Here is a 24,634-nt window from a genome sequence, read left to right on the forward strand (position 1 = left end):
TCGGCTCTACCGCAAGCGCGGTGTAGGGCGCTTGCGCCCTACACCGGGCGCTTGCTGGAATCCCCGGAAATCTCCCGCACCAGCTTCGGCACCAGATACCCCGACAACCGCGCGGTGAGCTGCGCATGCAGCGACTTCGCGGTGGCATCGTCCACCTCGAAATGCGCCACGCCCTGGACCCGATCGACCTGGTACAGGTAGTAAGGCAGCACTCCGGCGGCGAAGCTGCGCTCGCTCAGGTCCTGCAGCGCCTGCATCGAATCATTCACCCCGCGCAGCAGCACGGCCTGGTTGAGCAGGGTGGCGCCAGCGCCGCGCAGGCGCGCCATGGCCGCGTCCACCGATGCATCGAATTCGTTGGCGTGGTTGGCGTGGATCACGAACGCCACCGGCCACGGCAGGCTGGCGATCCACTGCACCAGCTCCTCATCCACCCGCTCCGGCAGCACCACCGGCAGGCGGCTGTGGATGCGAAGGCGGCGCAGGTGCGGAATCTGCTTCAGCGCCTGGGTCAGTTCCACCAGCTTGTGGGTCGCCAGCGACAGCGGGTCGCCGCCGGACAGGATCACCTCGTCGATGCCCGGGTCCCGGGCGATCGCGTCCACCGCCTCGCGCCAGCCTTCGCGGGCGGCGTTCTCGGTGCCGTAGTCGAAATGCCGGCGGAAGCAGTAGCGGCAGTTGATCGCGCAGCTGCCGGTGGTCACCAGCAGGGCCCGGCCCTGGTACTTCTGGATCACCCCGGTGGCCTTGCGCGCCAGCCCGTCGCCGACCGCGTCCAGGCTGAAGCCCGGCACGTGCTGCAGTTCATCGGTGACCGGCAGGACCTGGCGCAGCAGCGGGTCGTCGCGGTCGCCGTGGCGCATGCGGGCAATGAAGCCCTGCGGCACCCGCAGCGCGAACTGCGCGGCGGCCTCGCCCGACAGGGGCAGGGCGTCCGGGTCCAGCCCCACCTGTTCCAGCAGGGTCCGCGGGTCGCGGACCGCCTCGCGCCACAGCTGCTGCCAGCGGACGGGGGTGGGCAGTGGCGTGGCGGAAAGCTGCATGGAATGGGGGCCTGCGGTTATCATATGGGTCAGAAAAACGTGTCTCCCCGCCGTTGCTGGTGGGTTTCCCATTCTATCCGGCTCGCCGCGCCTGCGCGGCGTTTGCCCATTCAGGAGTTTCAGCATGGCCACTGTTGGCATGAACGACGTCAAGAACGGGATGAAGATCCTGGTCAACAATGAACCGGCGGTCATCACCGAGACCGAGTACGTCAAGCCGGGCAAGGGCCAGGCCTTCACCCGTATCAAGTACCGCTTCATCAGGTCGGGCCGAGTTGTCGAAATGACCATGAAGGCCACCGATGACGTGGAAAAGGCCGACGTTGTCGACACCAACATGGATTACATGTACAGCGACGGCGAGTACTGGCATTTCATGGACCCGGAAACCTTCGAACAGGTCCAGGCCGACAAGGCCGGCATCGGCGATGCCAAGAATTGGCTGAAGGGCGAAGAGTCCTGCATCGTCACCCTGTTCAACGGCTCGCCGATCTTCGTGCAGCCGCCGAACTTCGTGGAACTGAAGATCGTCGAGACCGATCCGGGCGTCCGTGGCGACACCTCGGGCGGTGGCGGCAAGCCGGCCACCCTGGAAACCGGCGCCGTGGTCCGCGTGCCGCTGTTCGTCAACCAGGATGAAATCATCAAGGTCGACACCCGCTCGGGCGAATACTCCGCGCGCGCCGGCAAGTAATTCGACGAAGTCGAATTACGGTAGAGCCGACTGTCAGTCGGCTGCTGTTGGCGGGGTCTGAACGCGCGTCGCGAACGGCAGCCGACTAACAGTCGGCTCTACCCCACCCGCACATCGCGGTGATCCCGTATCGTCGGATCACCGCCCCCCAAAGCGAGCCCGCATGACCGACACCGCACGCATTCCCGAACCCTGTGACCTGCTGATCGAAGCCGGCTACGTGGTCCCGATCGAACCGCATGCGGTGGTGCTGGAAGACCATGCCGTGGCCGTGCGCGGCAGCGAGATCGTCGCGATCCTTCCGCGTGCCGAAGCCCGCGCGCGGTTCGCGCCGAAACAGACCGTATCGCGCCCGGACGCGGCGCTGATGCCGGGCCTGGTCAACGCGCACACGCACAATCCGATGACCCTGCTGCGCGGGGTTGCCGACGACCTGCCGCTGATGGTCTGGCTGCAGCAGCACATCTGGCCGGTGGAAGCGGCGGTGATCGGGCCGGAGTTCGTGGCCGACGGCACCACCCTGGCCATCGCCGAAATGCTGCGCGGCGGTACCACCTGCGCCAACGAAAACTACTTCTTTGCCGACGTCCAGGCCGCCGTCTACAAGCAGCACGGGTTCCGCGCGCTGGTCGGCGCGGTGGTCATCGATTTCCCCACCGCCTGGGCCAAGAGCGACGACGAGTACTTCGCCAAGGCCGGTGAACTGCACGACCAGTGGCGCACCGATCCGCTGATCGGCACCTCGTTCGCCCCGCACGCGCCGTACACCGTCAGCGATGCCAACTTCGAACGCGTGCGCATGCTGTCCGACCAGCTGGACATGCAGGTGCACCTGCATACGCACGAAACCGCGCAGGAGATCAGCGACTCGATCAGGCTGCACGGCCAGCGCCCGCTGGCGCGGCTGGACCGGCTGGGTCTGGTCAACGACCGCCTGATCGCGGTGCACATGACCCAGCTGACCGAAGCGGAAATCCACCTGTGCGCCGAGCGCGGCGTCAGCGTGGTGCATTGCCCCGAATCCAACCTCAAGCTGGCCTCCGGGTTCTGCCCGGCCTGCGCCCTGCAGCGCGCCGGGGTCAACCTGGCGATCGGCACCGACGGCTGCGCCAGCAACAACGACCTGGACATGTTCAGCGAAAACCGCACCGCGGCGATCCTGGCCAAGGCGGTCGCCAATGACGCCACCGCGCTGGATGCGGCGACCACGCTGCGTGCGGCCACCCTGGGCGGCGCGCGCGCGCTGGGCTTCGGCGACCGCATCGGCTCGATCGAAGTGGGCAAGCAGGCCGACCTGGTCTGCGTGGACCTGTCGGCGCTGGAAACCCAGCCGCTGCACCACGTGCTCTCGCAGCTGGTATATGCCGCCGGTCGCCACCAGGTCAGCGATGTCTGGATTGCCGGGCAGCCCAAGCTGGTCCAGCGCGAGCTGGTCGGCATGGACACCGCCGCCATCGTCGCCAACGCCCGCCAGTGGCGCGAGCGAATTCGTCACATCCGCGCCTGAGGCGCGAAAAGGACAGCCATGAACACCCCCCACGCTTCCACCAATTTCGACCAGGCCGAACTGGACAAGTTCGCCGCGCTCGCCAACCGCTGGTGGGACACCGACGGCCCGCAGAAGCCGCTGCACGCGCTGAATCCGGTGCGCCTGAAGTACGTGGCCGACCGGGTTCCCCTGCGCGGCGCGCGCGTGCTCGACATCGGCTGCGGTGGCGGCCTGCTCAGCGAAGCGCTGGCCCAGGCCGGCGCGGATGTGACCGCCATCGACCTGGCGCCGGAGCTGGTCAAGGTAGCCCGCCTGCACGGGCTGGAGTCGGGCGTGAGCGTGGATTACCGCGTGCAGGCCGCCGAAGACCTGGCCGCCGAACAGCCGGGCAGCTTCGACGTGGTCACCTGCATGGAAATGCTGGAGCACGTACCGGACCCGGGCGCGATCATCGCCGCCTGCCACCGCCTGCTCAAGCCCGGCGGCCAGCTGTTCCTGTCCACCATCAACCGCACCCCGGCCGCGTTCGCGGTGGCCATCGTCGGCGCCGAGTACATCGCCCGGCTGCTGCCCAAGGGCACGCATCACTACCAGGAATTCATCAAGCCGGCCGAACTGGGCAGGTGGCTGCGTGAGTCCGATTTCACCCTGCGCGATGTCAGCGGCATGGCCTATGAGCCGTGGCGCAACCGCGCACGGCTGAGTTCCCGCACCGACATCAACTACCTGGCCCATGCGGTCAAGCCCGACGCCGACGACCGTGGCTGAGTCCGCGTTCCCGAAGGCGGTGCTGTTCGACCTGGACGGCACCTTGCTCGACAGCGCGCCGGACATGCTGGCCACCGCCAACGCAATGCTGGCCGCGCGCGGGCGCGCGCCGATCACGCTGGACGTACTGCGCCCGGTGGTCTCGAAAGGCTCGCGTGCGATGGTGTCGGTAGCGTTTCCGGAGCTCGGGCAGGAGGCGCGAGATGCGCTGGTGCCCGAGTTCCTGGAGCGCTATGAAGCGTTGATCGGCCAGCACGCGGTGCTGTTCGACGGCGTGGACGGCATGCTTGATGCGCTGGAAGCAGCCGGCTGTGCCTGGGGCATCGTCACCAACAAGCCGGAGTACCTGGCGCGCCTGATCCTGCCGCAGCTGGGCTGGGAAACGCGCTGCGCGGTGCTGATCGGCGGCGACACCCTGGCCCAGCGCAAGCCGCATCCGCTGCCGTTGCTGACCGCGGCCGAGCGCATGGGCATCGACCCGGGCACCTGCATCTACGTCGGCGACGACGAGCGTGACATCGTCGCCGCCAACGCGGCCGGCATGGCCTCGGTGGCCGCGCTGTGGGGCTACCGGCTGGACGCCGACGACCCGTTGTCCTGGGGCGCCGAGGTCATGATCGAGCAGCCGGAAGCGCTTCAGTACGCCAACGCCTGGCCAGCCGCCCGCCGGTAGCGCCGGCCGTTGGCCGGCCCACGGCTCGCCGGGCGCCCCCTGACGCCGGTCGCCCATTGGGTCAAACAACGCTGGCGGGCGCCCTGTCGTTCAAACAACACTGGTAGGTGTCGACCGTTGGTCGATACACGCTCCCCAAGGAATCCCCTGATGACCACCTCCACCGCCCTCGACAGCTTCCTCGACAAATGGCGGACCCGCTGGCCGGAATGGCAGGTGGCCGAACCGTTCATCGCCGAATCCCAGCGCACCCTGGTGGTAGCGTGGTTCGCGCTGCTGCAGGAGTTCGACGACATCCTCAATACCAGCGGCGACCCGATGCCGGCCGACGCCAAGCTGGCGTGGTGGGGCGAAGAACTGCGCAGCTGGGCCGGGCAACGTTCGCGCCATCCGCTGGGGCGCATGCTGGAGCCGGTGCGCGCACCGTGGGCCGAACTGGCGCAGGCCCTGCCGGACCTGATCGAAGCGCGCGCGGTGCCGGTCGATCCGGCGCAGGCGCAGCGTGCCCTGCAGGCCTACGGTGCCGCCGTGGCGGCGGTGGAGGCGGTGATGTTCGATACGCCGGCGCGTGGCGACGTAGCCACCCCGGTAGTGTTGCAGACCCTGGCGCAGCGCCTGCACGAAGCCGGCGTGGCCGCTGTGCCGCGTTCGTTGCTGGCGCAGGGCGACAGCGATGCCGCACAGCGCTGGGCGCAGCAGCTGCTGCGCGACTGGCCGGCGCGTGTGTCCGGTCCGCGCCCGCGCCGCCTGTATGCCTCGCTGGCGCGTGCGCGCCAGCAGGCCTGGGCGCATGGTCGCGAGCTAAAGGCCACGCCGGTGCGCACGCTGCTGCGCACCTGGTGGGCCGCGCGCGGGTGACGTGCCGTCGGCGGGTGGCGCGGGGCGTGACGCGCCGTCGGTAGGGTCGGTTCCCAAACGACTGCCGACCATGATGATCGGCGCTGGGACGCATGACCTGTGCCGGAGAGGCGCCTTCGTTTCAGGTCATGCGTTACCGGATGTTGCTTCCGTCGCGCATTTCATCAGGTCACCGGCCATCAGCGGGTCACTCCCGCGTTTCAGGTTACTTCCCGCGTTCCAGCACCAGCAGCGGGTCGATGCGGGTGTCGAACCAGTTCATGCCCCAATGCAGGTGCGGGCCGGTCGCGCGACCGGTAGCGCCCACCGCGGCAATCACCTGGCCCTGCTCGACCCGGTCGCCGACCTTCACGTCGATGCGCGACAGGTGCAGGAAATTCGAGCTGATTCCGAAGCCGTGGTCGAGCAGCAGGGTACCGCCGGTCAGGTACAGGTCCGGGCCGGCAAACGTCACCACGCCGGCGGCCGGCGCCTTCACCGGCGTACCGGTCGGCACCGCGATATCCATCCCCGAATGCCCGGAACCGGGCTGCCCGTTGTACACCCGTGCATTGCCGAAGCGCCCGCTGATCCGCCCCTGCACCGGCCAGATGAAGGCCTGGGCGAAATCGGCGCGGTTGTCGTCGCGCGCACGGGCGGCAGTGACCTGCGCCTGTTCGCGTTTGATCCGCTCGGCAATCGCCGGCGGCGGATTCACGGTCTTGGGCGGCACGCCGTTGACGCGCTCCACCGGCCAGTCGCGCGGGGTCACCCCGATGCTCACCGTTTCGCTGCCGCCGTCCGGGCGCTGCACCTGCACCTGCAGCGGACCTTTTTCATCGCGGCCGATCCCGAACACCACGCTGCCATAGCCGCTCACCCGCAGGGTGCGCCCGGCGTACTGCACCACGCTGCCGGCCGGCACCTTGCCGATCACCATCGCACCTTGCGAGGCACTGGCCGGAAACACCACGCGGGCGTCGGCCTGGGCCACGGCGGGCGAGGGCAGCAGGCCGATGGCAGCTGCCGGGGCCAGGGCCAGCAGGCCCAGGCCAAGCATGCGTGCCCGCATCAGCGGTCGTAGCTCATGCGCTGGCCGTTCGGCGCGCCCACCAGCTGGCTGCCGTCCCAGGCCAGCTGGCCGTTGACCCAGGTCGAGGCGACGCGCGAACGGAAGGTCATGCCTTCGAACGGCGACCAGCCGCACTTGGACAGCACGTCTTCGCGCTTGACCGTGAACGGCACGTCTTCCACCAGCACCAGGTCGGCCCAGTAGCCTTCGCGCAGGAAGCCGCGCTGGCTCACATCGAACAGCTGCGCCGGTGCGTGCGCGAATTTCTGCACCACCTGGGTGATCTCCAGCTTGCCTTCGTGCACCAGCTCCAGCGCGGCGACGAGGGCGTACTGCACCAGCGGCAGGCCGGACGGCGCCTGGGCGTAGGGCTTCTGCTTCTCTTCCCAGGTATGCGGGGCGTGGTCGGTGGCGAGCACGTCGATCACGTTGTCGGCCACGGCCTGGGTCAGCGCTTCGCGGTCGCTCACTTCCTTGATCGCCGGGTTGCACTTGATCAGGTTGCCCAGCCGGGCGTAGTCGGTGCGGTCGAAGCGCAGGAAGTGGATGCAGGTTTCGGCGGTGATCTGCTTGCGGCTGCCATCGGCGCGGATCAGGGGCCCCTGCTCGAACAGTTTCAGCTCGTCGGCGGTGGAGATGTGCAGCACGTGCAGGCGGGTGCCGTGCTTCTTCGCCAGTGCGACGGCCAGCTCGGACGACTTCAGGCAGGCCTCACGCGAGCGGATGTCCGGGTGCTGTTCGGCGCTCAGTGCATCGCCGTACTTTTCGGCGTACTCCCTGGCCTTGGCGTCGATCATCGGCGTGTCTTCGCAGTGCGTGATGATCGGGGTGGGCGCGTACTTGAAGATCGCGTCCAGGGTTTCCGGGTTGTCCACCAGCATGTTGCCGGTGGATGCGCCCATGAACACCTTGATGCCGGGCGAGGTTTTCGGATCGACGACCTTGATGTCGGCCAGGTTGTCGTTGCTGGCGCCCATGTAGAAGCCGTAGTTGGCGCGGGCGCGGCCGGCGGCGGCGTCGTACTTGGCCTGCAGGGCGGCCGCGTTGAGCGTCGGCGGGTTGGTGTTGGGCATGTCCATGAAGCTGGTCAGGCCCCCGGCCACGGCGGCGGCCGATTCGGTGGCGATGTCGCCCTTGTGGGTCAGGCCCGGCTCGCGGAAGTGGACCTGGTCGTCGATCATCCCGGGCAGCAGCCAGCGTCCGGCGGCGTCCACCACGATGTCGCCGTCCTGCGGCTGCAGGCCGGTGCCGATCTGGGCGATGCGGCCGTTGTCGATGCGCAGGTCGCCGTCGACGATGCGACCTTCGTTGACCATGCGGGCGTTGACGATGAGCGTGGAGGACATTTCAGTGTTTTCCTGTGCAGCGGCAGTCGGCGTGCGCGGTGCGCGGCGGCACCTCGTCCACGCCACCGGGATGGAAGGGATGGCAGCGCCCGAGCCGGCGGGCAGCCAGCCAGCTGCCACGCGCGGGCCCATGCGTGGCGATGGCCTGCATGGCGTATTCAGAACAGCTGGGCATGAAGCGGCAGCGCGGCCCGAGCAGGGGGCTGATGAAGCGCTTGTAGAAGCGCAGCAGGGCGATGAGCAGGTGGGAGATCACCCCCCAATCTTAGAGCAGTTGGCATGAAGGCCGCATTTGTCGCAGGATGGGGTGTTGGACCCGTCCGCGCGCAGGCGCGGCGGGCGGCCCCGGCGCCTGCGCCGGGTCAGGTTCCGAACTGTGCAGCTCGGGAACCCCTGCCATGCTCCAGGCCTGAACGGAGCAGGTGGAGAGGTTGCTGCTGCTGGTCGGGTAGGCTATAAAGGCCCGCTTTCCCGGGCCCCGGGGAAACCAAGGAAGAGCGTTTCGTGGCTGCTAAAAAAACTGCAAAGAAGGCCGTCAAGGCCGCCAAGAAAGTCGCCAAGCCTGTTGCAAAGAAGTTGGCGGCCAAGCCCGTTGCCAGGAAGCCGGCTGCGAAGCCGGCCGGCAAGCCCACATCCAGACCACCGGCGGCCAGGACGGCACCCGTGAAGAAGTCGGCGACCAAGGCGCCGGCGAAGAAGGCGGTCGCCACCAAGCCGGTCGCCAAGGCGCCGGTGAAAAAGGCGGCGACCAAGCCAGTGGCCAAGCCGGCGGTCAAAAAGGCCGTCGCGAAGAAGCTGCCTGCAAAGAAGGTCGTGGCGAAGAAAGCTGCGCCGACCAAGCCGGTCGCGAAGGCGGCCCAGGCGCCAGTGAAGAAGGCGCCGGCAAAGAAATCGATCACGCCGGCGGCGAAGCCCGCGCCGGTGAAGAAAGCGGCTGCCAAGCCTGCACCGGCCAAGCCGGCCAGCAAGCCCGTGGCAACCAAGCCGGCTGCCAAGCCGGTTGCAGCACCCGTAGTGAAGTCCGCACCGAAGCCGGCACCGCCGGCGCCGGCCAAGTCTGTCCCGGCCAAGGCCGCGGCCAAGCCTGCTCCTGCTCCGGCCGCTGCGCCGAAGCCGGCGGCGGCAGCCCCCGCGTCGAAGGCCCCGCAAAACAAGAATCCCGTGCCCGTTTCGAAATCGCCTGCAAAAACTCCCGTGAAATCCGAATCCGCTCCCAAGCCCGTGTCGCGTCCGGTTGGCAAGGTCGCCGTGGCCGTGGCCGCCCGTTCTGCGGCACCCGCTCCGCGTACCAAGGTGAAAGTGGTGGAATACAAGACCGACGAGGCCACTGGCCGTCCGATCCTGCCGGCCGGCTACAAGCCGAGCGCGGAAGAGGAGTACATGAGCCCGCTGCAGCTGGAGTATTTCCGCCAGCGCCTGCAGCAGTGGCGCACCGACCTGGTCGAAGAATCCAAGCAGACCATCGAGAACCTGCGCGAGGAAGTGCGTGACATCGGCGATGAAGCCGAGCGTGCGACGCGCGAAACGGAGAACTCGCTGGAACTGCGTACCCGCGACCGTTACCGCAAGCTGATCGGCAAGATCGAAAGCACGCTGAAGCGGCTGGAAGCGGGTGACTACGGTTACTGCGTGGACACCGGTGAAGAAATCGGCCTGGACCGCCTCGAGGCGCGCCTGACCGCTGAACGCACCATCGACGCACAGGAACGTTGGGAACACCTGCAGAAGCAGCAGGGCGAGTGATCGCTGGTTGCTGATGGAATCAAAAAACCCGGCCTCGGCCGGGTTTTTTGTTGGGGCTGCCCGCCGGCCGCCCCATACAAGGTCGTGTGCGGTTGGCAAAGCAGCCGGGCAGAGCCCGGCTCTACTGCAGGTCGCGCAGGTTCAATCGGCGCAGGGTGGGGTTCTTCCAGGCGGTGATGCCGGCCACGCTGAGGACTGCGAAACCGCCGAGGACGACGGCCGGGACCAGGCCGAGCAGCTTGGCCATGGTGCCGGCGTAGAACGCGCCGAGTTCGTTGGAGGAGCTGATGAAGATGCCGTTGATCGACGACACCCGTCCGCGCATTTCCTCGGGGGTGGCCAGCTGCAGGATGGTCGAGCGGATCACCACCGACACGCCGTCGAAGGCGCCGTAGAACAGCAGGATCACCGCCGACAGCCAGAAGCTGTGCGACAGCCCGAAGCCGATCACGCACAGCCCGAATCCGGCCACGGCGACCAGCAGCACGCGGCCGGCGTGCTGCTGCAGCGGATGCCGCGCCAGCCACAGGCCGACGCACACCGAGCCCAGTGCCGGTGCGGCGCGCAGGATGCCGAGGCCTTCCGGGCCGTGGTGCAGGATCTCGTGCAGGAACGCGGGCAACATCGCCACCACGCCGCCGAGCAGTACCGAGAACATGTCCAGCGCCATCGCCCCGACCATGATCCGGTTGCCCAGCACGAAGCGGCCGCCTTCGGCGATGCTCTTGAAGATCGGCGCCGCCGGGCCGGTGTGGACCGGCTCGGACACCCGCAGCATGGCCAGGCAGCCCAGCGCCGCCAGCGCCGCCACCACCGCCACGCCGTATGACAGGCTCTTGCCGCCCCAGGCCACCAGCAGCCCGCCCAGTGCCGGGCCCACCACCATGCCGGCCTGGAACACCACCGAGCCCAGCCCCGCGCCGCGCGCGAACTGGTGCCGTTCCAGTACCCGCGCGAACAGCGCGTTGTAGATGGGCGAAAGGAACGCGCGGACCATGCCGGTCATCGCCACCGCCGCGTAGATCGGCCAGACCCCGTGGAACGGCAGCCAGCCTTCGGCCACTGCGGTCAGCACCAGCGCGGTCAGCACCAGTCCGCTGCAGGCCACCATGCCCAGCCGCCGGCGTGGCAGGTGGTCCACCAGGTAGCCGGCGAACGGCGCCACGCAGAAGAATGGCAGCACTTCCGCCAGGCCCACCAGGCCGAGCGAGAACGGATTGCGGGTGACTTCGTAGATGTGCCAGCCGACCGTCACCGCGACGATCTGGTAGGACAGCATCGCCAGGATCCGGTAGGCCAGCAGCAGTGAGAAGCCGGGGCGGGCCAGCAGGCCGAGCGCGCGCTCGCCGGGCTCGGCAGGGACGGGCGGACTCACGGCGCCGACTGCGCCTGCGCGGTCTCGCGGATGAAGGCCAGCATCGCCGCCACGCCGTTGCTGCGGGTCGGCGACAGGTGGCGCGACAGCCCGATGTCCTGGATGTAGGTCGGCTCGGTGGCCAGGATCTCGGCCGCCGAGCGTCCGGAGTACACCCGCAGGGCAAGGTAGATCAGCCCGGAGACGATCGCCGAATCGCTGATCGCATGGAAGCGCAGCGTGTCCGCGTTGCCTTCCGGCACGATCCACACCATCGACTGGCAGCCGAGCAGCCGATGCTCCTCGGTCTTCCACGCGTCCGGGAACGCGGGCAGCTTGCGGCCCAGGTCGATCAGGTACTGGTAACGCTCGGACCAGTCGCCGAAGAAGGCGAATTCGTCGGCAATGGCGGCCTGCGCTTCGGCAGCGGTGGGTTCAATCGGGAACGGGGAATCGATCACGTCACTCTCTACGTTTGTCACGGAACGCCGGGCCAGCCCGACGGTAGCGCCCGACCGGGGGTCGGGCGGCCTTTCAACGCCTGCGCGACCAGCGCACGCCCTGCGCGGTGTCTTCCAGCACGATGCCTTCCTCGTCCAGCTGCCGGCGCAGGGCGTCGGCACGGGCGAAGTCGCGGGCGGTCTTGGCCGCGCTGCGTTCGTCGATCAGCGCCTGGATGCGGGCGTCGTCGCCGGCATCGCCGCCATCGGTGCCGAACCACGCGGCCGGGTCCTGCTGCAGCAGCCCCAGCGCCTGCCCGGCGCCGAGCAGGGCCGCCTTCCAGCCGGCCTTGTCGGCGGGGTCGGCGCGACGGGCTTCCGCACCCAGCCGGGCCAGCTCGGCCAGCGCCTGCGGGGTGTTCAGGTCATCGTCCAGCGCGGCCTCGATCGCGGCCGGGATGGCCGGGGTCGCGGTCACGTCGGCCAGGTCGCGCAGGGTGCCGTACAGGCGGTCCAGGGTCCGCACCGACTGCTCGATCAGCGCGTCGGACCAGTCCAGCGGCTGCCGGTAGTGAGCCGACAGCAGCGCGTAGCGCAGTGCCTCTGGCGCATGCTGGCGCACCAGGTCGTGGACCCGCTCGATGTTGCCGATCGACTTGCTCATCTTGGCGCCGCCGAAGTTGAGCATGCCGTTGTGCAGCCAGAACCGGGCGAAGGTCTGCCCGCCATGCGCGCACTCGCTCTGCGCGATCTCGTTCTCGTGGTGCGGGAACTGCAGGTCCACGCCACCGGCATGGATGTCGATGGTCGGGCCCAGGTGCGCGGCGGCCATCGCCGAGCATTCGATATGCCAGCCCGGGCGGCCCCGGCCCCAGGGCGAGTCCCAGCCGGGCAGGTCGTCGCTGGACGGCTTCCAGAGCACGAAATCGCCCGGGTCGCGCTTGTACGGGGCCACGTCCACGCGCGCGCCTGCCAGCATTTCCTCGGGGTCGCGGTTGGACAGCTTGCCGTACCCGGCGAACGAGGCCACCGCGAACAGCACGTGGCCCTCGGCCGCATAGGCGTGGTCGGCGGCGATCAGCTGCTCGATCATCGCGATGATCTGCGGGATGTGAGCGGTGGCTTCCGGCTCGATGTCCGGCGGCACCACGCCCAGTGCGGCCATGTCTTCACGGTAGGCGGCGGCGAAGCGGTCGGTGATGGCCGAGATCGGCACGTCCTGCTCGCGCGCGGCGGTGTTGATCTTGTCGTCCACGTCGGTGATGTTGCGGGCGTAGCGCAGGCCGCCGAAACGGCGCCGCAGCAGGTCTGCCAGCACCCCGAACACCACCGGCCCGCGCGCGTTGCCGATGTGCACGTAGTTGTAGACCGTGGGACCGCACACATACAGGGTCGGACAGGTCGGATCGAGCGGCGTGAACGGTTCGAGCTGGCGTGTCAGGTTGTTGTGCAGGCGCAGGGTCATGGGGGCGTAGGGCCGGGGGGTAGGGGCAAGCCCCCGATTTTAGATCACATCGGCGCCACGCGCCGGTCCCGCATCGGCCAATGGGTCGGAAACGGCACCCTCCGGGATGGGCAGATGCGTCGTGGAAGGGTAATGTTCAGCCCCTTGTGTCTGTCACTGCCTACACTATCCCCCTTGTCCTCGAACCAGTTGCCAATGAAATCCGCTTCGTTGCTGACGCTGACCTGCCTGCTGGGTAGCGCCGCCTTCATGGCGTGCGCCCAGGAAGCCGAGGTCCGTAACCGGGTGGTGATCGTGGAGAACGTGAAGTTCGACTACGCGCAGGTCCTCAACGTGGAGCCGGTGTTCCAGACCCTGCGCGCGACCCGCACCGAGGAGCATTGCGAGCCGGTGTCGACCCGGACCCTGGCTCCGGTCAACGTCACCGGCGAAGAGCCCCAGGAAGAAAAGGGCCGCTTCGGCCGCTTCATGGACTCGGTGCGCTCGATCTTCAAGCGCGAGGACGGCAGCGTCGAGGAGATGGCCCCGGTGGTCGAGGCCCCGGCCAGCAACAACGGGCCGCTGCTGACCCGCGACTGCCGGATCATCCCGGTCGGCCGCGAGTTCCGTCGCCCGATCGCCTATGACGTGGATTACGTCTACAAGGGCACCAAGTACCGTTCCCGCCTGCCGGAAGACCCGGGCAACCGGCTCAAGATCCGGGTGTCGATCACCCCGTGGGTCGGGCCGGAGCAGGGCGGCGCGGCCAATCCGTGACGCGTGTATCGACCAACGGTCGATACCTACCCGCCTGAATCGCGATTCAGGCTTGCGCGCACCCCCCTCGCATGCAAAGATGGGCGGCCATGAAACTCACCGACTTCCAGCACGACACCAGCGCCGCCCGTATGGCTACGGGCATGACGTCGCGTGCCCGCCGACCGGAACCCCACATTTTCGCTGGGTAACCGGAGCTTCGTGCTGTCTGTTCGGAAAACCCAGCCTCCCGGCTGGGTTTTTTCGTTTCCACGTTCTGAAAAGTTTCATCTGCAGGTTTTTTCCCCTTTCCCTTTTCCCCAATCGCCCGCCTCAAAGGATCACCCGATGTCCCTGAAGCACTTCCTGAACACCCAGGACTGGAGCCGCCCCGAACTCGACGCCCTGCTCACCCAGGCCGCGTTGTTCAAGCGCAACAAGCTGGGCGATCAGCTCAAGGGCAAGTCCATTGCCCTGGTGTTCTTCAACCCGTCCATGCGCACCCGCACCAGCTTCGAGCTGGGCGCGTTCCAGCTGGGCGCGCACGCGGTGGTGCTGCAGCCGGGCAAGGACGCGTGGCCGATCGAGTTCAACCTGGGCACGGTGATGGACGGCGACACCGAAGAGCACATCGCCGAAGTGGCCAAGGTGCTGGGCCGCTACTGCGACATCATCGCCGTGCGCGCCTTCCCGAAGTTCGTGGACTGGGCCTACGACCGCCAGGACATCGTGCTCAACAGCTTCGCAAAGTATTCGCCGGTCCCGGTGATCAACATGGAAACCATCACCCACCCGTGCCAGGAACTGGCCCACGTGATGGCACTGCAGGAACACTTCGGCACCCAGGACCTGCGCGGCAAGAAGTACGTGCTGACCTGGACCTACCATCCCAAGCCGCTGAACACCGCTGTGGCCAACTCCGCGCTGACCATCGCCACCCGCATGGGCATGGACGTGACCCTGCTGTGCCCGACCGCCGACTACATCCTCGACGACCGCTACATGGGCTGGGCCGAACAGAACGTGGCCGAGAACGGCGGTTCGCTGAAGATCAGCCATGACATCGCCAGCGCCTACAGCGGCGCCGACGTGGTCTATGCCAAGAGCTGGGGCGCGCTGCCGTTCTTCGGCAACTGGGAACCGGAGAAGCCGATCCGCGACCAGTACAAGCACTTCATCGTCGACGAAGAAAAGATGGCCATGACCAACAACGGCGTGTTCAGCCACTGCCTGCCGCTGCGCCGCAACGTCAAGGCCACCGACGCGGTGATGGATTCGCCGCAGTGCATCGCCATCAACGAAGCGGAAAACCGCCTGCACGTGCAGAAGGCGATCATGGCTGCCGTAGCTGGCCGCTGAGCCCCGGTCCACCACACGTAGAGCCACGCCCTGCGTGGCTTCGCGGTCCCATACGAAAAACACAGAACCCCCAACATCGGATCCCACCCCATGACCAACAAAGACATCGTCCTGGCTTTCTCCGGCGGACTCGACACCAGCTTCTGCGTGCCCTACCTGCAGGAGCGCGGCTACAACGTGCACACCGTGTTCGCCGACACCGGCGGCGTGGATGACGAAGAGCGCGATTTCATCGAGAAGCGCGCCGCCGAACTCGGCGTGACCAGCCACGTCACCGTGAACGGCGGCCCGGCCATCTGGGCCGGTTTCGTCAAGCCGTTCGTCTGGGCCGGTGAAGGCTACCAGGGCCAGTACCCGCTGCTGGTGTCGGACCGCTACCTGATCGTCGATGCCGCGCTGAAGCGCGCCGCCGAACTGGGCACCAACATCATTGCCCACGGCTGCACCGGCATGGGCAACGACCAGGTCCGCTTCGACCTGGCGGTGAAGGCGCTGGGCGACTACCAGATCGTCGCGCCGATCCGCGAGATCCAGAAGGAGCACACCCAGACCCGCGCCTACGAGCAGAAGTACCTGGAAGAGCGCGGTTTCGGCGTGCGCGCCAAGCAGCAGGCTTACACCATCAACGAGAACCTGCTCGGCCTGACCATGTCCGGCGGCGAGATCGACCGCTGGGAAGCGCCGGGTGAAGGCGCCCGCGGCTGGTGCGCACCGCGCAGTGAGTGGCCGGAAGCGGCGTTGAACGTCACCCTGAAGTTCGTCGAAGGTGAAGCCGTGGAACTCAACGGCAAGGCGCTGCCGGGGGAGCAGATCCTGGCCCAGCTCAACAAGCTGTTCGCGCCGTACGGCGTGGGCCGTGGCGTGTACACAGGCGACACCGTGATCGGCCTGAAGGGGCGCATCGTGTTCGAAGCGCCGGGCCTGGTCTCGCTGCTGACGGCGCACCGCGCGCTGGAAGACGCGGTGCTGACAAAGCAGCAGAACCGCTTCAAGCCGGACGTGGCACGCAAGTGGGTAGAGCTGGTGTACGAAGGCTTCTACCACGACCCGCTGAAGACCGACATCGAGGCGTTCCTGAAGTCCTCGCAGGCCAAGGTCAACGGCGAAGTGGTGCTGGAAACCCGTGGCGGGCGCGTGGACGCGGTGGCGGTGAAGTCGCCGCACCTGCTCAACACCAAGGGCGCCACCTACGCGCAGTCGGCCGACTGGGGCGTGGAGGAAGCCGAGGGCTTCATCAAGCTGTTCGGCATGAGCTCCACCCTCTACGCGCAGGTGAATCGCTGAAGCGATTCACCGTAGAGCCGGGCTCTGCCCGGCTGCATTTCGTCGTTGCCGGGCAGAGCCCGGCACTACCGGGATTTCCGAAACATGCTTGAACAGACGCTCCATCACCTGCAGGCACTGGTGTCGTTCGACACCCGCAACCCGCCGCGTGCGATCACCACCGGTGGTATCTTCGATTACCTGCGCGCGAACCTGCCCGGGTTCAACGTGGAGGTGATCGACCACGGCGACGGTGCGGTCAGCCTGTATGCGGTGCGCGGCACGCCGAAGTACCTGTTCAACGTGCACCTGGACACCGTGCCCGATTCCCCGCACTGGAGCGCCGACCCGCACGTCATGCGGCGTGCCGATGACCGGGTGATCGGGCTTGGCGTATGCGACATCAAGGGCGCGGCCGCCGCACTGGTGGCCGCGGCCAATGCCAGCGACGGCGACGCGGCGTTCCTGTTTTCCAGCGACGAGGAAGCCAACGATCCGCGTTGCATCGCGGCCTTCCTCGCCCGTGGCATTCCGTATGAAGCGGTGCTGGTGGCGGAACCGACCATGAGCGAAGCGGTGCTCGCGCACCGTGGCATCAGCTCGGTGCTGATGCACTTCGCCGGCCGTGCCGGGCATGCCTCCGGCAAGCAGGACGCGGCCGCCAGCGCGTTGCACCAGGCCATGCGCTGGGGCAACCGCGCGCTGGACCACGTCGAATCGCTGGCGCATGCCCGCTTCGGTGGCCTCACCGGACTGCGCTTCAACATCGGCCGGGTCGAAGGCGGCATCAAGGCCAACATGATCGCCCCGGCGGCCGAGCTGCGCTTCGGCTTCCGACCGCTGCCGTCGATGGACATCGACGCACTGCTGGCCACCTTCGCCGGCTTCGCCGAACCGGAAGCGGCGGTGTTCACCGAAACGTTTCGTGGTCCCAGCCTGCCGGCCGGCGACATTGCCGAAGCGGAGAACCGCCGCCTGGCCGCGCGTGACGTGGCCGATGCGCTGGACCTGCCGATCGGCAATGCGGTGGATTTCTGGACCGAGGCCTCGCTGTTTTCGGCCGGCGGTTACACCACCCTGGTGTACGGCCCGGGCGACATCGCCCAGGCCCACACCGCCGATGAGTTCGTGACGCTGGAGCAGCTGCAGCGTTACACCGACGCCGTGCACCGCATCATCAGCGCCGGCGCCTGACCCTTGAACATGCCGTCCGGCACTGCCGGGCGGACCTGCAACGCGGCGACCGCCGCCTGTGACGAAACCGAAATGTCTCCTGCCCTCCAGCCCCACCGCCAGACCCGCCAGACCATCGTGCGCCTGCTTTCCAGCATGGCCAGCGCGAAGGAGATCAGCCAGTACCTCAAGCGCTTTTCGCAGGTCGATGCCAAGCGCTTCGCCGTGGTCAAGGTCGGCGGCGCCGTGCTGCGTGACGACCTCGACGCGCTGACGTCGTCGCTGTCGTTCCTGCAGGAAGTCGGGCTGACCCCGATCGTGCTGCACGGTGCGGGCCCGCAGCTGGATGCCGAGCTTTCCGCCGCCGGCATCGTCAAGCAGACCGTCAACGGACTGCGCGTGACCTCGCCGGAAGGCCTGGCGATCGTGCGCCGGGTGTTCCAGGCCTCCAACCTGCAGCTGGTCGAAGCGCTGCAGCAGAACGGTGCACGCGCCACTTCGATCACCGGTGGCGTGTTCGAAGCCGAGTACCTGGACCAGGACACCTACGGCCTGGTCGGCGAAGTGAAGAAGGTCAACCTGGCGCCGATCGAAGCCAGCCTGCGCGCCGGTTCCATCCCGGTGATCACCAGCCTGGGTGAAACCCGCTGCGGCCAGATCCTCAACGTCAACGCCGACTTCGCCGCCAACGAGCTGGTGCAGGAGCTGCAGCCGTACAAGATCATCTTCCTCACCGGCACCGGCGGCCTGCTGGATGAAGAGGGCAGGGTGATCGACTCGATCAACCTCTCCACCGAATACGACCAGCTGATGCAGCAGCCGTGGATCCACGGTGGCATGCGGGTCAAGATCGAACAGATCAAGGACCTGCTGGACCGCTTGCCGCTGGAGTCGTCGGTGTCGATCACGCGTCCGGCCGACCTGGCCAAGGAACTGTTCACCCACAAGGGCTCGGGCACGCTGGTGCGCAAGGGCGAGAAGGTGCTGCGCGCCACCGCCTGGGACGAACTGGACCTGCCGCGCCTGAAGGGCCTGATCGAGTCCAGCTTCGGCCGCACGCTGGTGCCGGACTACTTCGACAAGACCCGGTTGCTGCGCGCCTATGTCAGCGAGAACTACCGCGCCGCGGTGATCCTCACCGACGAGGCCGAAGGCGTGTACCTGGACAAGTTCGCCGTGCTCGACGACGCACAGGGCGAAGGCCTGGGCCGCGCGGTCTGGAACGTGATGCTGGAGGAGACCCCGCAGCTGTTCTGGCGTTCGCGCCACGGCAACCCGATCAACCACTTCTACTACGCCGAATCCGACGGTTGCTACAAGCAGGACCACTGGAAGGTGTTCTGGTTCGGCGCCGACGGCTTCGATCGCATCCGCACCTACGTCGACCATTGCGCCGCGCGTACCCCGAGCCTGGAGGGTTGACCCGGTGAACCACGCCGACTGGACCCGCGTCCCCACCCTCGACGGCCGGCATGTCCGCCTCGAGCCGCTGCAGATGGGGCATATCGACGGCCTGCGCGGCGCGCTGGGCGATGGTTCGCTGTCGCAGCTCAGCTACACCTACGTACCCGACGCCAAGGGCATGACCGCCTACGTGCAGGCGGCGCTGAAGGCGCAGGCCGAAGGCAAGGCGCTGCCGTTCGCGGTGCTGGATGCCGACGGCCAGGTGGTGGGCACCACCCGCTATTACGATCTCGAGGAAAGCGTGCCGCGCCTGAGCATCGGGCATACCTGGTATGCACGCAGCGCGCAGCGCACCGGGGTCAACACCGAGGCCAAGCTGATGCTGCTGCGCCACGCCTTCGAACGGCTGCAGTGCATCAGCGTGGTACTGGAAACCAGCACCCTCAACACGGCCTCGCGCGCGGCGATCGCGCGACTTGGCGCCCGGCAGGACGGCGTGCTGCGCAACCACAAGCGACACCCGGACGGCAGCGCGCGCGATACCGTCATCTTCTCCATCACCGACGCGGAGTGGCCGGAGGTCAAACGCCACCTGCAGGACCGCCTGGACGCACACGCATGAGCATTTCCAAGATGTACACCATTGGCATCGTCGGTGCCCGCGGCCATACCGGTGCCGAGCTGATCAAGCTGATCGCCGCGCACCCGCAGCTGGCGCTGGCCTTCGTGTCCTCGCGCGAGCTGGCCGGGCAGCGCGTGGACGCGCATTACCCTGACGTCGATCAGCGGGGCGGGGCTCCGCTCTACTTCGAGAACCTGGACGCCGACGCCGTCGCCGCCAAGGGTGCGGACGCGGTGATCCTCGCGCTGCCCAACGACCTGTCCGCCCCGTTCGTCGCAGCGCTGGATGCGGCGCGCCCGGACACGGTGATCGTGGACCTGTCGGCCGACCACCGCTTCGAAGGCAGCTGGTACTACGGCCTTCCGGAGCTGACCCGCGGCGATTACCGCGGCCAGAAACACATCAGCAACCCGGGCTGCTACGCCACCGCGATGCAGCTGGCGATCAGCCCGCTGCTCGACCAGCTGGCCGGTCCGCCGCAGTGCTTCGGCGTGTCCGGCTATTCCGGCGCCGGGACCACCCCGTCGGACAAGAACAACCCCGAGCTGCTGCGCGACAACCTGATGCCGTACGCGCTCACCAACCATGTGCACGAACGCGAAGTGAGCGCGCACCTGCACGTGCCGGTGGAGTTCATGCCACACGTGGCCCCGCACTTCCGTGGCATCACCATGACCGTCAACCTGTGGCTGCAGCAGCCGCTGGGCCGCGAGCAGATCGTCGACGCCTACCGGCGCTTCTACGCCGATGAAGCGCTGGTCGAGGTCATCGACGAAGCGCCGTGGGTGAGCCGCATCGCCGGCCGCCACGGCGTGCAGATCGGTGGCTTCACCGTGGCCCCGGGCGGCAAGCGCGTGGTGGTGGTGGCGACGCTGGACAACCTACTCAAGGGCGCGGCCACCCAGGCCATGCAGAACCTCAACCTGGCCCTGGGCCTGGATGAACTGACCTCGATTCCGCATTGATTGGAGCAAGACATGGCAGACCTTCTCTGGCAGAAGCCCGGCGTAGCGGTGGATGCGAAAATCCAGACCTTCCTCGCCGGCGATGACGTCATCCTCGACCGCGAGTTCTTCCTGTACGACGTGCAGGCCAGCAAGGCGCACGCGCAGGGCCTGGAGAACATCGGCATCCTCACCGCCACCGAGCGCGGCGATCTGCAGCGCGAGCTGGACGTGCTGGCAGACGATTTCCGCAGCGGCGCGTTCGTGCTCGACGAGCGCTTCGAGGATTGCCATTCGGCGATCGAAGCGCGCCTGACGGAACGCCTGGGCGATGCCGGCCGCAAGATCCACACCGGCCGCAGCCGCAACGACCAGATCCTGGTCGCCACCCGCCTGTGGCTGAAGGACAAGCTGCTGCAGGTTTCCGCGCTGAGCCGCGAAGTTGCCAAGGTCGCCCTGGATCGCGCCGAAGCCGAGAAAGACCTGCCGGTGCCGGGCTACACCCACATCCAGCGCGCCGTGGTGTCCTCGGCGGGCATGTGGTGGGCCGGCTGGGCCGAAGCCTTCATCGACAACGCGGTGCGCGCGCACGACACCTTCGCGCTGGTCGATGCCAATCCGCTGGGCACGGCGGCCGGTTACGGCGTGAACCTGCCGCTGGACCGCGCCCACACCACCCAGGCCCTCGGCTTTGCGCGCATGCAGATCTCGCCGATCTACGCGCAGCTGTCTCGCGGCAAGTTCGAGCTGGCCGCACTGGAAGCGCTCGGCGGTGCCACTCTGGACCTGCGCCGCCTGGCGTGGGACCTGTCGCTGTTCACCAGCGGTGAGTACGGCTTCGTCGCGCTGCCGGCGCAGTACACCACCGGCAGCTCGATCATGCCCAACAAGCGCAATCCGGACGTGATCGAACTGATGCGCGCCACCCATGCCAGCGTGGCTGCGGCGCGTACCGAGATCGAGCAGCTGCTGTCGCTGCCGTCCGGTTACCACCGCGACCTGCAGGGCAGCAAGGGCGCCATCTTCCACGGCTTCGGTCGTGGCCTGGCCGCGCTGGAACTGCTGCCGGCGCTGCTGGCCAACCTGGAATGGCGCGAAGACAAGCTGCGCGTTGCCATCGATTCGGGCATGTACGCCACCGACGTGGCCGTGGAAGCGGCCGTGGCCGGCGTCCCGTTCCGCGAGGCCTACAAGGCGGCGGCTGCGTCCTCGGATACCGCCGGGCAGGGACGTACTCCGGAAGGCAGCCTGGCCGCGCGCGTGTCGCCCGGCGCGGCCGCGGACCTGCGGCTCGACGAACTGCGCGCCCGCTGGGCAGCACTGGCGTAACGCAGGACGGCGGCCACTGGCCGCCGTTCCTGTATTGGCATGAATCAACGGAGTTCCGCATGAAGATCTGCTACCTCGTATTGGTTACCCGCACGCCTGCGTTCCGCGATGAAGCGGGTGCCGAACACGCACGTTTTCTCGATGAGGTGCGCGCCCGCGACCAGCTGCTCATCACCGGCGGGTTTACCGACAAGACCGGCGGCGCTTACGTGCTGCACAACGTGGCCGACCGCGCCGCCGCGCAGGCCATCGTCGACGCGGATCCGCTGATGACCCTGGGCAGCGCCACCGCCACCGTCCACGAATGGTCCACCCGCTGAGGGAGCCCCCGCGATGCGCCCCACGCCCGTGCAGTCCCCGTTCCCCGAACAGCCGGTGCCCGGCTGGAAGCGCGCCGTACTCAAAGTCGGCAGCAGCCTGCTGGCCGCTGATGGCGGTGGGCTGTCGCCCCGGCACGCGCTGGGCCTGGCGCAGTTCGTTTCCGCCAACGTACTGGCGGGGCGCGAGGTGGTGATCGTGTCGTCCGGCGCGGTGGCGGCGGGGCGCGCGATCGTGCCGCGGGCGCTGGAAGCCGGTGCGGCGATGGCCGCGCGGCAGGCGCTGGCCGCCCTCGGCCAGGCGCAGCTGATCGGGCTGTGGCAGCGCTTCTTCGAACGCCCGGTGGCGCAGGTGCTGCTCACCCACGACGACCTGCGCAACCGCCGCCGTTACCTCAATGCGCGCGCCACGCTCAACGAACTGCTGCGGCTGGGCACGTTGCCGGTGGTGAACGAGAACGACACGGTCTCGGTGGACGAGCTCAAACTCGGCGACAACGACAACCTGGCCGCCACCGTGGCCGCGCTGATCGACGCCGATATCCTGTTCATCGCCACCGACATCGACGGCCTGTACAGCGCCGACCCACGCCGCGACCCGCAGGCGCAGCCGGTCCACGACGTGCCCGAACTCACCACCGCGGTGCTGGCCATGGCCGGCGGTGCGGGCAGCGGTGCCGGCACCGGCGGCATGCACACCAAGCTGGAAGCGGCGGCCAAGGCCGGCCGCGTGGGCATCGACACCTGCCTGTTCAATGGCCGCGACGCCGACGTGGTGCGTGCGCTGTCGCAGGGCCGGCTGTTCGGCACCCGCATCCATGCCGGGCAGAGCCGCGACGCCGCCCGCAAGTACTGGCTGCGGCATGCGCCGCTGGAAGCCGGCGCGATCGTGGTCGACGAAGGAGCGGCGGCCGCGCTGCGCGACAAGGGCGCTTCGCTGCTGCCGGGCGGCGTGACCGGTGCGGAAGGTGACTTCCGTCGCGGCGACATGGTGCAGGTGCGGTTGCGCACCGCCCGTGGCGAGGTGACCCTGGCGCGTGGCGTCAGCCAGTATTCGGCCAGCGACATCCGCCGCGTCGCCGGGCGGCATTCGCGCGACATCGAGGGCGTGTTGGGCTACAACTACGGTGGCAACGTCATCCACCGCGATGATCTGGTCTTGATCTGACCGACGTCCCGTAGAGCCACGCCCTGCGTGGCTGCACTGCCGGACGAAGCCGCTGCACCGCGCAGCCACGCAGGGCGTGGCTCTACGCCGAATATGATGAGGAGGTCAGGATGGTTGCCAGCCCCACAATGGATATCCGCACGCAAGCACTCGCTTGCCGCGCCGCCGCGCAGGTCCTGGCGCAGCTGTCGTCCGAGGCCAAGGCCGCGCTGCTGACGGCCATGGCCGACGCGCTGGACGCCGACGCCGACGCCATCCTGGCCGCCAACGCACGCGACCTTTCCGCCGCCACCGAGAAGGGCACCGGCAGCGCCATGCTCGATCGCCTGGCACTGAACCCCGCGCGCCTGGCCGGAATCAGCGCCGCGCTGCGTGAGGTGGCCGCACTGCCCGATCCGGTCGGCATCGTCACCCGCGACGATGTGCGCCCCAATGGCATCCGCGTGCAGAAAGTGCGGGTGCCGCTGGGCGTGATCGCGATGATCTACGAAGCGCGTCCGAACGTGACCGCCGACGCCGCCGCGCTGTGCATCAAGGCCGGCAACGGGGTGATCCTGCGGGGCGGTTCCGAAGCCCTGCATTCCAACACCGCGATTGCCGCAGCACTCAAGCGCGCCCTGCGCGAGGCCGGGCTGCCCGATGCCGCGCTGACCCTGGTCGACGACCTGCGCCGTGAAACCATGCTGGCGTTGCTGCAGCTCAACGACATCGTCGATCTGGCCATTCCGCGCGGTGGGGAAGGCTTGATCCGCTTCGTCGCCGAGCACGCCCGCGTGCCGGTGATCAAACATTACAAGGGGGTGTGCCACCTGTACGTGGACCGTGCCGCCGACCTGGACAAGGCCATCGGGTTGCTGGTGGACGGCAAGTGCAGCCGCCCGTCGGCCTGCAATTCGCTGGAAACGCTGCTGGTCCACGCCGACGTCGCCGCCGCATTCCTGCCCCGGGCCGCGGCCGCGCTGCGCGATCGCGGCGTCGAACTGCGCGCCGATGACCGCGCGCGGCAGTGGCTGCCGGATGCCACGGCCGCCACGGCAGACGACTACGCCGCTGAATACCTCGACCTGATCCTGGCGGTGCGCGTGGTCGATGACCTGGAGCAGGCGCTGGCCCACATCCAGCGCTACAGCTCGGACCACACCGAGGTGATCGCAAGCGACGATCCGGCGGCCGCAGCGCGTTTCGTGCAGGCGCTGCGCTCGGCGGTGGTGATGGTCAACGCGTCTTCGCGCTTCTCCGACGGTGGCGAACTGGGCCTGGGCGCGGAAATCGGCATTTCCACCACGCGGCTGCACGCCTACGGCCCGATGGGGCTGGAAGCGCTGACCGTGGAGCGCTTCGTGGTGCATGGCGAAGGGCAGGTGCGGCAGTGACCTGCCGCACCTCCCATACGTGA

The 24,634-nt window shown here is 68.1% G+C and carries 24 protein-coding genes; 17 read left to right on the top strand and 7 right to left on the bottom strand.

What is annotated here, in order from left to right:
• Positions 1–38: 38 nt before the first annotated feature.
• Complete coding sequence (gene epmB / locus FSZ13_RS12330; RefSeq protein ID WP_186308925.1) at positions 39–1,067, bottom strand: EF-P beta-lysylation protein EpmB; 1,029 nt, start codon at positions 1,065–1,067, stop codon at positions 39–41.
• A 100-nt stretch (positions 1,068–1,167) separates the two neighbouring features.
• On the opposite strand from epmB, the gene efp reads away from it, so the two are divergent.
• The 5 genes from efp to FSZ13_RS12355 all read left to right on the top strand — a co-directional run bounded on the left by efp (position 1,168) and on the right by FSZ13_RS12355 (position 5,525).
• A complete protein-coding gene (gene efp / locus FSZ13_RS12335; protein ID WP_145480068.1) occupies positions 1,168–1,737 on the top strand; it encodes an elongation factor P in 570 nt (189 codons plus the stop codon).
• Positions 1,738–1,900: 163 nt separating this feature from the next.
• Complete coding sequence (locus FSZ13_RS12340; protein WP_145480070.1) at positions 1,901–3,244, top strand: TRZ/ATZ family hydrolase; 1,344 nt, start codon at positions 1,901–1,903, stop codon at positions 3,242–3,244.
• Positions 3,245–3,262: 18 nt separating this feature from the next.
• Positions 3,263–3,994, top strand: a complete 732-nt coding sequence (gene ubiG, locus FSZ13_RS12345; protein ID WP_145480072.1) for a bifunctional 2-polyprenyl-6-hydroxyphenol methylase/3-demethylubiquinol 3-O-methyltransferase UbiG — start codon at positions 3,263–3,265, stop codon at positions 3,992–3,994.
• The gene (locus FSZ13_RS12350; RefSeq protein ID WP_145480074.1) at positions 3,960–4,667 is read left to right on the top strand and encodes a phosphoglycolate phosphatase; all 708 of its coding nucleotides are present in this window, start codon (positions 3,960–3,962) and stop codon (positions 4,665–4,667) included. Before ubiG ends, FSZ13_RS12350 begins: the two co-directional genes overlap by 35 nt.
• 150 nt (positions 4,668–4,817) lie before the next feature.
• Positions 4,818–5,525 (top strand): squalene/phytoene synthase family protein, encoded by a 708-nt coding sequence (locus FSZ13_RS12355; RefSeq protein ID WP_145480076.1) that lies wholly within the window; start codon positions 4,818–4,820, stop codon positions 5,523–5,525.
• 205 nt (positions 5,526–5,730) lie between these two features.
• On the opposite strand, the gene FSZ13_RS12360 is transcribed toward FSZ13_RS12355, so the two are convergent.
• From FSZ13_RS12360 to yidD, 3 genes are read right to left on the bottom strand one after another with little or no spacing between them, the layout of a single operon-like run.
• A complete protein-coding gene (locus FSZ13_RS12360) occupies positions 5,731–6,576 on the bottom strand; it encodes a M23 family metallopeptidase (RefSeq protein WP_186308926.1) in 846 nt (281 codons plus the stop codon).
• A complete protein-coding gene (locus FSZ13_RS12365) occupies positions 6,576–7,922 on the bottom strand; it encodes a dihydroorotase (protein ID WP_145480078.1) in 1,347 nt (448 codons plus the stop codon). The genes FSZ13_RS12360 and FSZ13_RS12365 overlap by 1 nt, the downstream gene beginning before the upstream one ends.
• A 1-nt stretch (position 7,923) precedes the next feature.
• A complete protein-coding gene (yidD, locus tag FSZ13_RS12370; protein WP_145480080.1) occupies positions 7,924–8,178 on the bottom strand; it encodes a membrane protein insertion efficiency factor YidD in 255 nt (84 codons plus the stop codon).
• Between the two features lie 248 nt (positions 8,179–8,426).
• On the opposite strand from yidD, the gene dksA reads away from it, so the two are divergent.
• Entirely contained in the window at positions 8,427–9,665 is a 1,239-nt protein-coding gene (gene dksA / locus FSZ13_RS12375) for an RNA polymerase-binding protein DksA (RefSeq protein WP_145480082.1), read from the top strand.
• 121 nt (positions 9,666–9,786) lie between these two features.
• Here the strand turns inward: dksA and FSZ13_RS12380 are convergent, their stop codons facing one another.
• The 3 genes from FSZ13_RS12380 to cysS form a co-directional block, all read right to left on the bottom strand.
• Entirely contained in the window at positions 9,787–11,040 is a 1,254-nt protein-coding gene (locus FSZ13_RS12380; RefSeq protein ID WP_145480084.1) for an MFS transporter, read from the bottom strand.
• Positions 11,037–11,480: a SufE family protein gene (locus FSZ13_RS12385; protein ID WP_145480086.1), complete on the bottom strand. Its 444-nt coding sequence runs from the start codon at positions 11,478–11,480 to the stop codon at positions 11,037–11,039. Before FSZ13_RS12385 ends, FSZ13_RS12380 begins: the two co-directional genes overlap by 4 nt.
• 73 nt (positions 11,481–11,553) lie before the next feature.
• Positions 11,554–12,924 carry a cysteine--tRNA ligase gene (gene cysS / locus FSZ13_RS12390; RefSeq protein WP_145480088.1) on the bottom strand — a complete coding sequence of 457 codons (1,371 nt, stop codon included), beginning with the start codon at positions 12,922–12,924 and terminating at the stop codon, positions 11,554–11,556.
• A 195-nt stretch (positions 12,925–13,119) separates the two neighbouring features.
• Here cysS and FSZ13_RS12395 point away from each other — a divergent pair, with 195 nt between their 5' ends.
• The 11 genes from FSZ13_RS12395 to FSZ13_RS12445 all read left to right on the top strand — a co-directional run bounded on the left by FSZ13_RS12395 (position 13,120) and on the right by FSZ13_RS12445 (position 24,611).
• Positions 13,120–13,680 carry a hypothetical protein gene (locus tag FSZ13_RS12395; RefSeq protein ID WP_145480090.1) on the top strand — a complete coding sequence of 187 codons (561 nt, stop codon included), beginning with the start codon at positions 13,120–13,122 and terminating at the stop codon, positions 13,678–13,680.
• Between the two features lie 327 nt (positions 13,681–14,007).
• Positions 14,008–15,018, top strand: coding sequence for an N-acetylornithine carbamoyltransferase (locus FSZ13_RS12400; protein WP_145480092.1), 1,011 nt, complete (start codon positions 14,008–14,010; stop codon positions 15,016–15,018).
• Positions 15,019–15,108: 90 nt separating this feature from the next.
• On the top strand, positions 15,109–16,302 hold the full coding sequence (locus FSZ13_RS12405) for an argininosuccinate synthase (protein ID WP_145480094.1): 1,194 nt from the start codon (positions 15,109–15,111) through the stop codon (positions 16,300–16,302).
• 84 nt (positions 16,303–16,386) lie between these two features.
• A complete protein-coding gene (locus tag FSZ13_RS12410; protein ID WP_145480096.1) occupies positions 16,387–17,475 on the top strand; it encodes an acetylornithine deacetylase in 1,089 nt (362 codons plus the stop codon).
• Between the two features lie 72 nt (positions 17,476–17,547).
• On the top strand, positions 17,548–18,876 hold the full coding sequence (locus tag FSZ13_RS12415; protein ID WP_145480098.1) for an acetylglutamate kinase: 1,329 nt from the start codon (positions 17,548–17,550) through the stop codon (positions 18,874–18,876).
• Between the two features lie 4 nt (positions 18,877–18,880).
• On the top strand, positions 18,881–19,480 hold the full coding sequence (locus FSZ13_RS12420) for a GNAT family N-acetyltransferase (protein ID WP_145480100.1): 600 nt from the start codon (positions 18,881–18,883) through the stop codon (positions 19,478–19,480).
• The gene (gene argC / locus FSZ13_RS12425; protein WP_145480101.1) at positions 19,477–20,445 is read left to right on the top strand and encodes an N-acetyl-gamma-glutamyl-phosphate reductase; all 969 of its coding nucleotides are present in this window, start codon (positions 19,477–19,479) and stop codon (positions 20,443–20,445) included. Before FSZ13_RS12420 ends, argC begins: the two co-directional genes overlap by 4 nt.
• A gap of 12 nt (positions 20,446–20,457) precedes the next feature.
• Positions 20,458–21,753: an argininosuccinate lyase gene (gene argH, locus FSZ13_RS12430; RefSeq protein WP_145480103.1), complete on the top strand. Its 1,296-nt coding sequence runs from the start codon at positions 20,458–20,460 to the stop codon at positions 21,751–21,753.
• 59 nt (positions 21,754–21,812) lie between these two features.
• Complete coding sequence (locus FSZ13_RS12435) at positions 21,813–22,073, top strand: YciI family protein (protein WP_145480105.1); 261 nt, start codon at positions 21,813–21,815, stop codon at positions 22,071–22,073.
• Positions 22,074–22,086: 13 nt separating this feature from the next.
• Positions 22,087–23,238 (top strand): glutamate 5-kinase, encoded by a 1,152-nt coding sequence (gene proB / locus FSZ13_RS12440; RefSeq protein ID WP_145480107.1) that lies wholly within the window; start codon positions 22,087–22,089, stop codon positions 23,236–23,238.
• A 128-nt stretch (positions 23,239–23,366) separates the two neighbouring features.
• Positions 23,367–24,611: a glutamate-5-semialdehyde dehydrogenase gene (locus tag FSZ13_RS12445; RefSeq protein ID WP_145480109.1), complete on the top strand. Its 1,245-nt coding sequence runs from the start codon at positions 23,367–23,369 to the stop codon at positions 24,609–24,611.
• The last annotated feature ends 23 nt before the right edge of the window (positions 24,612–24,634 follow it).

Origin of the sequence: Stenotrophomonas rhizophila (assembly GCF_007667275.1) — a bacterium.
Lineage (GTDB): Bacteria > Pseudomonadota > Gammaproteobacteria > Xanthomonadales > Xanthomonadaceae > Stenotrophomonas > Stenotrophomonas maltophilia_AE.